The organism is Nocardia sichangensis, assembly GCF_047200615.1.
Taxonomy (GTDB): Bacteria; Actinomycetota; Actinomycetes; order Mycobacteriales; family Mycobacteriaceae; genus Nocardia; species Nocardia sichangensis.
This window is the reverse complement of sequence record NZ_JBJZOK010000017.1, coordinates 141,673-154,717: the sequence shown is the minus strand read 5'-3', so window position 1 is coordinate 154,717 and position 13,045 is coordinate 141,673. Positions and strand designations below refer to the sequence as shown.

At 69.5% G+C, this 13,045-nt stretch carries 11 protein-coding genes; 6 read left to right on the top strand and 5 right to left on the bottom strand.

The annotated features are described in order from the left end of the window. Nucleotides 1–50: 50 nt before the first annotated feature. Nucleotides 51–371, bottom strand: a complete 321-nt coding sequence (locus ACL03I_RS23665) for a 2-oxo-4-hydroxy-4-carboxy-5-ureidoimidazoline decarboxylase (RefSeq protein ID WP_355079187.1) — start codon at nucleotides 369–371, stop codon at nucleotides 51–53. Nucleotides 372–553: 182 nt separating this feature from the next. Here ACL03I_RS23665 and ACL03I_RS23660 point away from each other — a divergent pair, with 182 nt between their 5' ends. Together ACL03I_RS23660 and ACL03I_RS23655 are read left to right on the top strand one after the other, a co-directional pair. Beyond that, nucleotides 554–1,375, top strand: a complete 822-nt coding sequence (locus tag ACL03I_RS23660) for a crotonase/enoyl-CoA hydratase family protein (RefSeq protein ID WP_412806977.1) — start codon at nucleotides 554–556, stop codon at nucleotides 1,373–1,375. Between the two features lie 187 nt (nucleotides 1,376–1,562). Further along, nucleotides 1,563–1,805 carry a hypothetical protein gene (locus tag ACL03I_RS23655; protein WP_412806976.1) on the top strand — a complete coding sequence of 81 codons (243 nt, stop codon included), beginning with the start codon at nucleotides 1,563–1,565 and terminating at the stop codon, nucleotides 1,803–1,805. A 125-nt stretch (nucleotides 1,806–1,930) separates the two neighbouring features. Here the strand turns inward: ACL03I_RS23655 and ACL03I_RS23650 are convergent, their stop codons facing one another. Next, complete coding sequence (locus tag ACL03I_RS23650; protein ID WP_355079184.1) at nucleotides 1,931–2,422, bottom strand: inorganic diphosphatase; 492 nt, start codon at nucleotides 2,420–2,422, stop codon at nucleotides 1,931–1,933. A gap of 217 nt (nucleotides 2,423–2,639) precedes the next feature. Between ACL03I_RS23650 and ACL03I_RS23645 the strand changes: the two genes are divergently transcribed. The 4 genes from ACL03I_RS23645 to hpt are packed head-to-tail and all read left to right on the top strand — an operon-like array spanning nucleotide 2,640 to nucleotide 6,945. Continuing rightward, a complete protein-coding gene (locus ACL03I_RS23645) occupies nucleotides 2,640–4,079 on the top strand; it encodes a D-alanyl-D-alanine carboxypeptidase/D-alanyl-D-alanine-endopeptidase (protein ID WP_355079268.1) in 1,440 nt (479 codons plus the stop codon). Nucleotides 4,080–4,092: 13 nt separating this feature from the next. Beyond that, the gene (locus ACL03I_RS23640; RefSeq protein ID WP_412806975.1) at nucleotides 4,093–5,202 is read left to right on the top strand and encodes a zinc-dependent metalloprotease; all 1,110 of its coding nucleotides are present in this window, start codon (nucleotides 4,093–4,095) and stop codon (nucleotides 5,200–5,202) included. A gap of 59 nt (nucleotides 5,203–5,261) precedes the next feature. Continuing rightward, nucleotides 5,262–6,389 carry a tRNA lysidine(34) synthetase TilS gene (tilS, locus tag ACL03I_RS23635; protein WP_355079180.1) on the top strand — a complete coding sequence of 376 codons (1,128 nt, stop codon included), beginning with the start codon at nucleotides 5,262–5,264 and terminating at the stop codon, nucleotides 6,387–6,389. A gap of 1 nt (nucleotide 6,390) precedes the next feature. After that, a complete protein-coding gene (gene hpt / locus ACL03I_RS23630) occupies nucleotides 6,391–6,945 on the top strand; it encodes a hypoxanthine phosphoribosyltransferase (RefSeq protein WP_039794624.1) in 555 nt (184 codons plus the stop codon). Nucleotides 6,946–6,949: 4 nt separating this feature from the next. On the opposite strand, the gene ACL03I_RS23625 is transcribed toward hpt, so the two are convergent. The 3 genes from ACL03I_RS23625 to ACL03I_RS23615 are packed head-to-tail and all read right to left on the bottom strand — an operon-like array spanning nucleotide 6,950 to nucleotide 12,923. Further along, complete coding sequence (locus ACL03I_RS23625) at nucleotides 6,950–7,666, bottom strand: cyclase family protein (RefSeq protein ID WP_355079177.1); 717 nt, start codon at nucleotides 7,664–7,666, stop codon at nucleotides 6,950–6,952. Next, nucleotides 7,663–10,377: a protein kinase domain-containing protein gene (locus ACL03I_RS23620; RefSeq protein ID WP_412806974.1), complete on the bottom strand. Its 2,715-nt coding sequence runs from the start codon at nucleotides 10,375–10,377 to the stop codon at nucleotides 7,663–7,665. Before ACL03I_RS23620 ends, ACL03I_RS23625 begins: the two co-directional genes overlap by 4 nt. After that, nucleotides 10,374–12,923: a serine/threonine-protein kinase gene (locus ACL03I_RS23615; protein WP_397275280.1), complete on the bottom strand. Its 2,550-nt coding sequence runs from the start codon at nucleotides 12,921–12,923 to the stop codon at nucleotides 10,374–10,376. Before ACL03I_RS23615 ends, ACL03I_RS23620 begins: the two co-directional genes overlap by 4 nt. Nucleotides 12,924–13,045: the final 122 nt, after the last annotated feature.

Sequence of the window (13,045 nt, the reverse complement as noted above, 5' to 3'; positions counted from 1 at the left end):
CCAGGGTAGAGCGATTGCGGTCGGGACGCCGGGGAAGTCACGCGGTCGGCTCAGTATTCCGGATAGCCCTCGGCCGGGCCGAGCATCCCGGCGATCCGCCCACGGGTTATCCGCGCGAGTTCGGTCACGTCTCGCGCCGAGACCGGTTCGTGCGCAATCCCTTCGAAGGCGCGGTCGACGTCCCGCTGGGACAGCGCGAGCAGTTCGACATCGGCCTTGCTCAGCAGCGCGTCCCGATCGGAATAGGGGCGAGCGTCGGCCAGTGTCGCGGCCCACGTGACGTTGCAGCAGCACTCGTACAGCGCGTGCACCGCGCGGCCGCGTGGCATTTCGTTGAAGCGGTCGAGACCGATCCCGCGATGCATCAGCATGACGTCCTCCGAAGCCGGTGAATGAGGTTTGCTGACTTGCTCATGATCCGCTGTTCTGTCCACCGCGGACCAGTACACCATTGCGAATTTGCGCAGGGTTTACACGCGGCGAGGTTTTCTTTCCGAGTCGCGCATCACCGGGTCGGGACACGGGCTCCGATTTGTCTCGATACGCTGTACAAATGACAGATTGGCAGGCTTTCACCGTCGAAACGAAGGATCACGTCGCGCAGGTGACGTTGATCGGCCCCGGCAAGGGCAACGCGATGGGTCCCGACTTCTGGCGCGAGCTGCCGGAAGTGTTCCAGGCGCTGGACGCCGATCCGGAGGTGCGCGCGATCGTGCTGACCGGCTCCGGCAAACACTTCTCCTACGGTCTGGATCTGCCCGCGATGAGCGGCACGTTCGGCCCGTTGCTGGCCGATCGCGCGCTGGCCGCCCCTCGCACCGACTTCCTCGTCGACGTGCGCAAGATGCAGGCCGCGATCACGGCCGTGGCGGACTGCCGCAAGCCGGTGATCGCGGCGGTGTCCGGCTGGTGCATCGGAGGCGGGCTGGATCTCATCGCGGCGGCCGACATCCGCTACGCCAGCGCGGAGGCGAAGTTCAGTCTGCGCGAGGCGAAGGTCGCGATCGTCGCCGACGTCGGCTCGCTGCAACGGCTGCCCGGCATCATCGGTGAGGGGCACCTGCGCGAACTCGCCTACACCGCCAAAGACATCGACGCCGTGCGCGCGGAGAAGATCGGCCTGGTCAACGACGTCTTCCCCGACCAAGAGGCGGTGCTGGACGCGGCGCACGCCACCGCGCGGGAGATCGCAGCGAACCCGCCGCTGGTGGTGCAGGGCGTCAAGGACGTGCTGGAGCAGCGGCGCAAGGACGAGATCGCCGCGGGCCTGCGCTACGTCTCCGCGTGGAACGCCGCGTTCCTGCCGTCGGAGGACCTCGCCGAGGCGGTCAAGGCCGTCTTCGAGAAGCGCGCGCCCGAATTCCGCGGCCACTGACACCGGCGGCGCGCTCGCATCCGGGCGAGTGCGCCGCCACCGACCCCAAGGGTGGGTATCGAGGGTGGGCAAGGTGATTCGCCTCAGGGTTGCGTTGCCCTCACCCTAGGGGTGGCTGTGCGAGATGCCGATCGCCCATATCGTTTGAGGTGTCAAAAATTTCATCTCGCATTCAGGAGCAAGAGCGATGCGTATCAAGTCCTTCTTCGCCACTGGTCTGCTGGCCACCGCTGCCGTCGCCGGGGTGTCGACGGCCGCTTCGGCCTCCGCCGCACCGGTTTACCAGGAGGTCGCCTACGGCGGCACCTACGTCGGCACCTACGCCACGCTGAGCGCGTGCCGGGCCGACGGCGAGTCGCCGAGCACCGGCGGCTACTACTGGGAGTGCATCGAGACCTGGGACGGCTACGACCTGTACATCTACTACTGAGCCACCTGTCACAGAGAAGGGGCATCCGGATTCCGGGTGTCCCTTTTCGCCTTTCGTGACCCCGACCGCGAAGCGGGGAGTCCGGTGTCTGCCGGACTCCCCGCTTTCGTTGTGCCCGAAGGGCTTCAGTGTCCGCCCTGGTCCTTCAACCGCTGGATGGACGCCTGCACCTCGGCCTCGGCCTCGGCCCGCCCGACCCACTCCGAGCCCTTGACGAACTTGCCGGGCTCGAGATCCTTGTAGCGCTCGAAGAAGTGCTTGATCGCGGCCAGCTCGAACTCCGGGACATCCTTCAGATCCTGGATGTGGTCCCAGCGCGGGTCGCCCGCGGGCACGCACAGGATCTTGTCGTCGCCGCCCGCCTCGTCGGTCATCTTGTACATGGCGACCGGCCTGGCCTCCACGATCACGCCGGGGAACACCGAATCGGGCAGCAGGACCAGCGCGTCCAGCGGGTCGCCGTCCTCGCCGAGGGTGTTCTCGATGTAGCCGTAGTCGGCGGGATAGACCATGGACGTGTACAGGAACCGGTCGAGCCGGACCCGGCCGGTCTCGTGATCGACCTCGTACTTGTTCCGGGAACCCTTGGGGATCTCGATCGTGACGTCGAACTCCACGCCATCTCCTTCGTGCATCGGTGCCGAGTTCTGCGACTCGGCTGCTATTCGGCGACTGCCGACTCGGCCGCTGCGGAGTGCGCCGACTCGCCAGGTTGTTCAGGGGAACGGTTGCGCAACGAGGATAGTGTGGTCGTCGGGGACATGGGTGCGGCAGGCGGCTGCTGCGGGAATCGGTCAGGAGAGCGGCGGCGACGTGTTTGGTGGCAACGAGAACATCGGTGGGCTGGCCGCTCGGCGGCGCCGCAACAGATGGCTGTTGATCTCGACCGTGCTGGTCGTGCTGGCCGTGGCCGCCGCGGTGGCACTGCTCGCGGTGCGGCCGTGGACCGAGGAGTTCCGGCACGGTGGTCTGACCATCGCCGCCCCGCCCGCGCCGACCGAGCCGTCCGGGCAGGTCGTCCCGGCCCGGCCCACCGGTTCCGCGCCGAGTTCCGCCGGGATCGCCGCCGCGCTGGCCCCGGTGATCGCCAATCCGGACCTCGGCGCGTTCGCGGGCCAGGTGACCGACGCCGACAGCGGGACGGTGCTGTGGAGCGGCGACGCGAACCGGCCGATGATCCCGTCGTCCACCGCGAAGATCCTCACCACCGCGGCCGCTCTGCTCACGCTGCCCGCCGAGCAACGGGTGACCACGAAGGTGGTCGCCGGTGCGGCGCCGAACGAACTGGTGTTGGTCGGCGGCGGCGATCCGACGCTCACCGCGCAGCCGGACGGCAAGGGGTACTACCCGAACGGACCGCGTCTGTCCGATCTGGTCACCCAGATCAAGTCCGCGGGCCGCGCGGTGGACACGATCGTCGTCGACCTCTCCGCCTACACCGGCCCGACCATGGCGCAGGGCTGGGACCCGGTCGACATCCCCGAGGGGTCCATCGCCCCGATCGAGCCGGTGATGATCGACGGCGGCCGGTTGCAACCGCTAGTCGAGTACTCGCCGCGCACCGCGACGCCCGCTCTGGACGCGGGACGGCGGCTGGCCACCGAACTGGGGCTCGACCCGGCGCGGGTCCGGGCGGGCGCCGCACCCGCGGGCGCGGCCGAGGTCGCCTCGGTGCGTTCGGCGCCGCTGCGCGACCGGCTGCGCGACATGATGGTCTACTCCGACAACGTGCTCGCCGAGGCGATCGGACGGGAGATCGCGACCGCCACCGGCGGCGAGGCCTCGTTCACCGGCGGGGTCACCGCGGTGCGCACGGCGCTGAGCAAGGCCGGTTTCGATCTGTCCGGCCTGGATATGCACGACAGCAGCGGGCTTTCGGTAGACGACCGGATTCCCGCGCGATTGCTCGACCGGGTCGTGGCGACCGCGGCCGAGCCCACCGGCGCCACGGCGGTGCGACCGGCAGGCACCAAGGCCCGGCCCGAGAACGGCCGGGTCGCGGCGACCTTGACGCCGATGCTCGACAACCTGCCGGTCGCCGGCGCCACGGGCTCGCTGACCAGCCGCTACGTCACCCGGGATCGTCAGGCGGCGGGCTGGGTGCGAGCCAAGACCGGAACTCTGTCGGTCTCCAGCGCGTTGGTCGGATATGTGCTGGACGCCGATGGGCGGGTGCTGACCTTCGCACTGATGTCGAACGATCGACCACCGGAGGTGAGCAGGCCCGCGTTGGACGCGATCGCAGGCACGCTGCGAAACTGTGGATGCTCGTGACGGGTGGTTGATCATGACCCAGCAAGGTTCCGAGACAGCCGATTTCGGCTCCGCCGGCACGGTCGAGCGGCGAAAACCGCGCTCGGGCTTGTCCGGCGTGGTCGATTGGCGTTTGGCCGCGCGGACCGGCTCCGTTCTGGTGCCCGCGGGTCCGCGCACGTCGCGCTATTCGGCCGAGCAGGTGGTCGCCGAGCTCGCCGATGCCTCCGTGCGGGCCGAGGCGCCGGTGCGCGAGGTCAGCGGGTTGCTGGACGACCGGCCGGTCCCGGCGGCCAGAATCGTCGACCGGCCGGGGTGGATCACGGCCGCCGCCGACTCGATGGCCCAGCTCACCGGGGCGGATGAGGCGCAGACCGACCGCAAGCTCCTCGCGGGTAAACCCGCCGGGGTGCAGGCGGGCGCCATGCTCGCCTTCCTCTCCACCGCGATCCTCGGTCAATACGACCCTTTCACGGGGCCGGACGGCACTCTGTTGCTGGTCGCGCCGAACATCGTCGCGGTGGAGCGGGCGCTCGGGGTGTCGGCGAGCGATTTCCGGCTGTGGGTGTGCCTGCACGAGGTGACCCACCGGGTGCAGTTCTCCTCCGCGCCCTGGCTCGGCGAATACATGCGCGCGAACGTCGAGGTACTCGGCGAGGCCGGGGACGAGCCGGTGAGCGACATGCTGTCCCGGCTGGTCGAAGAGGTGCGCGATCGCCGTCGCGGAACCGCCCCCGACGATCCGGCCGCGCGCGGTGTGGTCGGGCTGCTGCGTGCCACCCAGGCGCCGCCGCAGCGTGCGGCGCTGGACCGCCTGCTCATGCTCGGCACCCTGTTGGAGGGGCACGCCGATCACGTCATGGACGCGGTCGGTCCTGCGGTCGTCCCGTCGGTCGAGCAGATCCGCACCGCGTTCGACCAGCGCCGCAGGCGTCCGACCAACCCGGTGCAGCGACTCCTGCGCGCGCTGCTCGGCGTGGACGCGAAGGTCGCCCAGTACGTGCGTGGCAAGAAATTCGTCGATGAGGTGGTCGCCACCGTCGGGATGACGCGGTTCAACACGGTGTGGACCGAAGCCGACACGCTGCCGCGCACCGACGAGATCGAGCAGCCGCAGCGCTGGATCGAACGAGTACTGGACTGAACGAGGGTTCCCGGCTCGGCGGCGACTCGCCGTGCGCGGTCGGCCGGTAGGCTGCGCCCATGGGGCGTGCGCCAGGAACGACACCCGGGCGCTTCGGGCCGGAGAGCGGGACATCCGGATCCGGGCGGCCGTCCGCCGCCCGGCGATTGCCCGAGACCGCCGCTGTGCTGGCCGTTCGTCGAGCGGTCCGGGATTGGCTGAGCAGGTTCGGGCCGCGTGAGACCGAGGAGCAGGCGGTCGCGGTGGCGCTGTCCGGCGGCGCGGATTCGCTGGCTCTCACCGCGGCGGCAGTGGTCGAGACGGGCGCGGTCGACGCCTTGGTGGTGGATCATCGCCTACAACCCGGTTCCGGCGCCGTCGCCGCCGAGGCCGCGGCACAGGCACTCGCCCTCGGCTGCCGGTCCGCGCGCGTGCTCGCGGTCCAGGTCGGCACCGAGGGCGGTGTGGAAGCCGCCGCGCGCCGGGCGCGGTATGCCGCGCTGGACTCCGCGCGCCACGGTCTTCCGGTGCTGCTCGGGCACACCCTCGACGACCAGGCCGAAACGGTGCTGCTCGGGCTCGCACGCGGCTCCGGTGGCCGCTCGATCCAAGGGATGTCCGCGTACGCCGAGCCGTGGGGGCGGCCGTTGCTCGGCGTGCGCCGGGAGACCACCCGGCGCGTGTGCGCCGATCTGGGCGTGACGCCGCACGACGACCCGCACAACGTGGCGCCGGAGTTCACCAGGGTCCGGCTACGCACCGAGGCGTTGCCGCTGTTGGAGCAGATCCTCGGCGGCGGGGTGGCCCCGGCGCTGGCGCGTACGGCCGAACAACTGCGGGAGGACGGGGCGGTTCTCGACGCGCTCGCCGCCGAGCTGCGGCACACCGCCGGTGATGGGCGGGCGCTGGTGATCGAGACCCTCGCCACTGCACCCGCGGCTCTGCGGAAACGGGCGATTCGGGCATGGCTGCTCGAGCACGGTGCGAAAGCCCTGACCACCAAGCATTTACAGGCAGTCGACGAACTGGTTACGGCTTGGCGCGGACAGGGCGGCGTCGCGGTCGGCGGCGGCATGCCGGGTAGCAGGTTGGTCGCGGGGCGCGAACATGGCAGGCTGACACTGCGGCTGGGTGAGGCTGGCATCGGACCGATGACGCAGACCGAACCGGCCGAACGGGCTCACCACCACGGAAGGGAATCCAGCTGACGTGTACGGGGATGACATCGCGTCGGTGCTGATCACCGCGGAACAGATCGCCGCCAAGACCCAGGAGCTGGCCGAACTCATCGCCAAGCGGTATCCACCCGACGCTCCGGAGGGCGATCTGCTGTTGGTGGGCGTGCTCAAGGGCGCGATCTTCTTCATGACCGACCTGGCCAAGGCTCTGCCGATCCCGACCCAGATGGAGTTCATGGCCGTCTCGTCCTACGGGTCGTCGACCTCGTCCTCGGGTGTGGTGCGCATCATGAAGGACTTGGACAAGGACATCGCGGGCCGCAACGTCCTGATCGTCGAGGACATCATCGACTCCGGGCTCACGCTGTCGTGGCTCAAGCGCAACCTGTCCACCCGTAACCCGGCTTCGCTCGAGGTGGTCACCTTGCTACGCAAGCCCGACGCGCTACGCACGCCGGTGGAGGTCGCGCACGTCGGATTCGACATCCCGAACGAATTCGTCGTCGGCTACGGCCTCGACTACGCGGAGCGCTACCGCGACCTGCCCTACATCGGCACCCTCAACCCCAAGGTCTACGGCGGCTGAGACCTCATCCGGGCAGGATGCCGAAAATCGTTGCCGGCGAACCGGAACCGCCGCGATAGAGCGGTCCGCCCACCAGCACCCACGCCCCGGTTGCGGGCAGTGCCGCCAGGTTCGCCAAGCATTCCAAGCTGATCCGGTGCTCGCCGTAGAGCAGCTTCGACACCGCGTACGTCTCGTCGGTGCCCACGTCGGGGCCGAATGTGTCGATGCCAAGCGCGCCGCGGCGGCCGAGCCTGCCGCCGCGCAGCAGCCATTCCACCGTCTGCACCGCGAAACCGGGTTGCCGACCGGCTGATTCGCCCGTGCCGACGAACTCCGGCGTGCCCCACTTGGCGTCCCACCCGGTCCAGGCGACGATCGCGGCGCTGTCCGGGATCCGGCCGTGCTCGGCCTCCCACCGCTTCAGATCGTCGACCGTGATCGCGTAGTCGCGATCGTTCGCGCAGCGCTGCCGGAGATCGATCTTCACCGCGGGCAGCAGCAGATCGTCGAGGTCGAGTTCGTCGGCGGCCAGTCCGTCCGCACGGAAATGAATCGGCGCACCCCAATGTGTTCCGGTGTGTTCGCCCTGCTGGATATAGCGCAGGAGGTAGCCGTCGTTCGCGATCGTGGCCACGATGTCGGTGCGGAATTCCGGATCCTCCGGGTACAGCGGTGTGGTGACCGGATCGTGGACGTGCGACAGGTTCACCAGCCGTCCCAGCGGGCGGGGTGTGGTCATCGCGTCCGCTGGGGAATCGCCCTGGCCAGAGCGAGCAGATCCGCTTCCAGGAGCCGGAACAGTCGATAGGTCAACACGAATGCCAGGATGCCACCCACGCTCAGCACACGCACCGGAACGATCACCAGCTCCAGGTCGTCGGCCTCGACGAAGGTCGCGCTCGCCACGCCGAGCAGCGGAACCGATGCCGCCACACCGAGGTAGAAGCTGCCGCGCCTGGCCAGCGCGCGGAGCTGGCGTTCGTCGTCGGGACCGATACCGCCGCGCACCAGCAGCTGTGGATAGATCGCGCGCACCGAGTAGACCATGATCGGAAAGAACGGATAGGCGAGCGCGATCGCCGCGCACACGATCTGCGCGGCGAAGAAGTGCAAGAAGGTGCCACGCGGCAGGTCGACTCCGGAGAAGGCCAGCCCGAGCGGCCAGACGATGCCCGCGACCAGCCAGAAGCCGAAGGGTATCCACACCGCCCAGTCACCCATCAGCAAGGTGTCGCGGCGTGCTTTCGCGAGCGTGCGCGCGGAGTAGCCGTCGCCACGGCCGAGGCGGTAGGAGATGGCGAGCGGCCGCCGGGTCATGAACAACAGCAGCAGCGCGGCGACCGGGAACGCGATGAGGTTGTTGATCAATCCGACCGCCGTGAACTTCTCCTGGTCCGCGGTCGACATCCGGTCGATGATCAGGGTCTGGTTCAGCTGGATGTTGTAGAAGCTGGCCAGCACGTTCGGCACGCCGACGCACAGCGCCGCGACCGGAAGCAGCCACCCGCGGGCGCGATGGGCGAGACTGCCGGGCGGGGGATCGACCAGGTCGCGCGCGCGGGTGTCCAGGCAGAGGTCGAGTTGTCCCGCGAGTTCGGCGCCGCCGCGCCAGCGCCGCTGCGGGTCTTCGTGCAGACAGTCCAGCAGTACGCGACGCAGCGTGGCCGGCGTGTCTTCCGGCAGGCGCGCGAGCGCCGCGGCCGAGACGCCGCCGCGGCGCTCCGCGAGCATCCGCGTGTACGTCTCGGTGCCAGGGCCGCTCTGCTCCAGTGGCGGATCGTCGAAGGGGGTTGCGCCCGTGAGCATTTCCCAGAGCAGCACACCGAGGGAGTAGACGTCGCTGGCGTCGCCGGGGGCGGGCGCGTCAGGGTCGAGGTAGCGGCTCAGCTGCTCCGGAGAGCGGTAGACCAGTGCGTCGGTCCCGCCGGGACCGTGCGGCGCGGTGCGCCCAGGTACCTCACCGAGGGCGAAATCGGCCAGCTTGGGAATGCCCTCCGCGGTGAACAGCACGTTCGCCGGTTTGATGTCGTGGTGCAGCACGCCATGGTGTGCGGCGTAATCCAGCGCGTCGGCCAGCCGCCTGCCCACCCACGCCACGGTCTCCGGCCAGTTCAGCCGCGCGATCTCGGCGCGCACGCTCGAATCCGACGGCCGGATCTCGCCCTTGGCCTCCATGGCGGTGTCCACCGCGCGCAGCAGCAGGGCGCCGCCGTCGGTCACGGGGCCGCGACGGCGTTGCTCGAGCAGGTCGACCGCCGTGCCGCCGGGGAGGTATTGCATGTAGACCAGACGCGGGAGGGCGGTCGTCCTGGACTCCGGTGCGAGGGGCGGTCGCGGGGGCGCGGATGCGATGTCGTCCGGAGGGACCGCGATGGCCGCGTCCGGATCGCTCGATCGCTCGGTCACCGCGTCCGGATGAGCCGCAACCGCGGCGGCGTCACGAGGTTCGGCCGATCGTCCGGAATCGGGAATCAGAGCACTGCGTGGGCGGACCGCAGCGGTCGTATCGGGCGCGCTGACCACGGTCTCGTCATCGATACCTTCTGGCGCGGTGGCTGTCGCGTCACCCGTGACGGTCGGGGCGCGCCTCTCGGCGCCGTGCGTGCGCGGGCCGGGGACCGTTTCGTCGTCGCTGGGGTGGCTCGTCGTTCGGGTTGTCGGCGCCACGATGGTGTCGTCGTCGCCGGGGCGGCTCGTCCGGCTGGACGGGACGGCCGCGGCGTCGAGGTCGAGGCGCGGCGCGGCGATGGCGGCGTTCGCCGCGGTGTGGCGGCCGTTCGCGGGAGGACCCGCGATGGTCAGGGCCTGTGCGGCGTCGGCGCTGAGTACTCGCTGGTCGAAGACCCGCACGATGTGGGCGTGGTCGAGCTGGGCCATCGTGTGCGCCGCGCCCGCCCGGCCCGCCGAGAACCGGACGGCGACCAGCCGTTGCATGGAACGCTGCCTGGCTAGGAAGACCCGGCCGAGCAGTCCCGCGCCCAGGTCGGTGAGCAGGTCGAAGTCATCGATCCGCAGGCCCGGCGCGAGATCGGCGAGCGCGGCGAGGGCTTCGCTCGAGTCGGCGTCCGGGTGGGCATCGTCGGCGGCGAGATCGGCGAGGTGCTCGCGGACCGCGCCGGCGAGGTCCGGGTATTCGGCGAGGAAGTCCTCCAGCGGCAGCGGTCCGCGTCCGCGACGCGCCAGAAATTCCTCGCACAGCAGGTCGACCAACTCGGAGCTGGTCTCCACATCGGGGAATTCCTCGCGATAGTCGGCGATCCGTTTGCCGAGCCCTTCGCGCTCCCAGCGTCGCCGCAGATCCACCCGGATCAGATCGACGAGTACCCCCAGGCGAACTTGCGTGCCGTCGGGTACGTAGTCGCGAATCTGCGGCGGCAAGCGATCACCATGGAGACTGCGCTGCCAGTCGGCGGAGAAGCGGGCGACGGCATCGGTGCGGGGCAAACTCACGTGTCGGTCTCCACGGCGGTCGCGGTCGATCGGGCGGGTCGGCCCTCGGCGGCCCCCGATTCGGCGGATTCCGGATCGACCACCCGCTCCAGCGCCCGTAGGTCCGCTTCCAGCGCACGGAACAGCAGATAGGTGCCCACGAACGCGATTATGCCGCCCACACACAGCAGCCGAACCGCGACGATGACCGAGGGGATGTCGGACGGGGGCAGGAAGGTCACCCCGGTGACCGCGAGCAGCGGCACCGAGGCGGCCACCGCGAGGTAGCCGTTGCAGCGCCGGTCAAGGCCGCGCAGCCAGACCGCGTCCTCGGGGCTGATGTCGCCGTGCCGGAGGAACAAGGGATAGACGCACCGCACCAGGTAGAACGTCAGCAGGAAGAAGGGATAGGCGACCGCGATCGCGCCGCACACCACCAACGAGGAGAAGAAGTGCACCACGGCCTGTGCCGATATATCTCCCGTCGACACCTGTAGCGCGATCGGGAAGATCAGTCCGGCCAGCACCCACAGCGAGAAGGCCACGGCCACGGCCCGATCGCCCATCAGCAACGCATCGCGTCTGGCACGCCGCAGGGTTCCCGGATCGTATCTTCGTCCTTTGCGTAGGCCGCGCGGCACCGTCAGCACGTATCTCGCCATATACAGCACGAGCGCGATGCCGGTCGGGAAGAAGATCGCGTTCACCACGCCGGTGATGATGAGGAAGGTCTGCTGGGCCTCCTCGGTCATCCGGCTGATGATCAGGTGCTGGTTGTGCTGGATGTTGTACAGCGAGGCGAGCACATTCGGCAGCGCCATCGCCACCAGCGCCACCGGAACGATGTAGGGGCGCAGCCGCAGCCGCCAGCTGTTCGGCGCGGGGTCGACCAATTCTCGCGCGCGTTCGTCCAGGCACATCTCCAGCTGCCTGGCCAGGATCGCGCCGCTGGACCACCGGTCGGCCCGCTCGGGGGCGAGGCAGGTCAGAAGGATGCGCCGCAACGCGGCGGGACAGTCGGCCGGAACCCGCTGCAGCGCGGTCTCGTCCACGCCGCTGCTGCGCCGCTCCAGCATGGCCTCCAGCGTGGTGTCGTCGCCTTGGTCACCCGCCCCCGCCGTGCGGTCGTCGAACGGCTTCGCACCGGTGAGCAGCTCCCACAACACCACGCCGAGCGAATAGATGTCGGCGCGGGTATCCAGGTCGGCGGCACTGCGGCCGAAACTGGGATGGCAGGCCTCCAGTTGTTCCGGTGACATGTAGGCCAGTGATCCGCCGAAGTAGGCCACCGGGCTGGTGCCCTCCACGTTGCGGCTGAAGCTGATGTTGAAGTCGGCGAGTTTCGGCACGCCCTCGGCGGTGAGCAGGACATTGGCCGGTTTGACGTCGCGGTGCAGCACGCCGTGCGAGGAGGCGTAGTCCAGCGCCTCGGCCAGCCTGCGGCCCAGCCACGCCACCGTCTCCGGCCAGCTCAGCGCCGCGATCTCGGCGCGCACGCTGGAGTCGGTCGGCCGGATCTCGCCCTTCTCCTCCATGGCCGCGTCCACGGCGTCCAGCAGAAGCCTGCCGCTGCGCTCCTCGGGTGGGGTCGCGCGCACCCAGCGCAGTACGCCGAGCAGCGTGCCTCCGGGCAGGAACTGCATGTAGAGCAGCCGCAGCCGGCGCGCGGCGCCCTCGGCGTCGTCCAGCAGCCGCTGGTCGAAGACCCGCACGATGTAGTCGTGGTCGAGCTGGGCCAGCGTCTGCGGCTCGGTGCCGTGATCGCTGGAGATCTTCACCGCGACCAGCCGTTGCAGCGAGCGCTGCCGCGCGAGGAAGACCCGGGCGAACGCACCGCTGCCCAGACCGGTCAGCAGATCGAAGTCGTCGATCCGCTGACCGATCTCGATCCGGTCGAGCGGGTCGGAGCGGCCCGGCCCGGTCCCGATCGTCGTGGGCACGGCGGTGGCCGTACCCGTCAGATCGGCGGCGGTCGTTCTGGTCACCTCGGAATCACGAGCAGACCCCGCGGTTCGGTTCAATACGGTGTCGGCGAGAACGGAGTCGCTGTGCGCGACCGCGGTCAAGACGGAATCCTCCGGAGTCGCGCGACGGGTGCTCTGGTCGATTTCGTCGGCGTTCAGCAACTCGCGCAGTTGCTCCGCCTGCCGCGGATATTCGCGCAGGCATTCGCGCGGATCGACCCGCTCGCCGCTCTGGCGGCGGATGACGAACTCCTCGTACACCAAGCCGGCCGGAATATCGTCGGAAGCGAGTTCGGGGAATTCGGCGCAGTAATCGGTCAGGCGCATGCGCGCGGCCGGTTCCGGCGCGGTGCCCGCGCCTTTACCGCGGCGAAGCAGCCAGCGATGGCGCAGGTCGACGCGGATCAGCTCCAGCAATGCCTCACGTCGCAAGGTACTGGCGTCCGGTAGATATTCGGCGATCGCCGGTGGGCGCCGGGTGGATTCCCACTCCGCTGTGAACGCGGCCACCGCGTCGGATTCGGCACGCGACAGGTCGCCACTCCTCGGCCGGGTGGAAATACCCGTGTCGGGGTCGGACCTTCTCTCAGAGTTCGCACTCATGCTCGGACCTAGTGGCTCGGCGGACGCCGCGGAATCCGCACCGGTTGTTGTCCGATGTGCCGAAAATTTCCGCCACACCCGACACCATCATCCCCCGTGCCGTATTCGAAATGATAACTTGC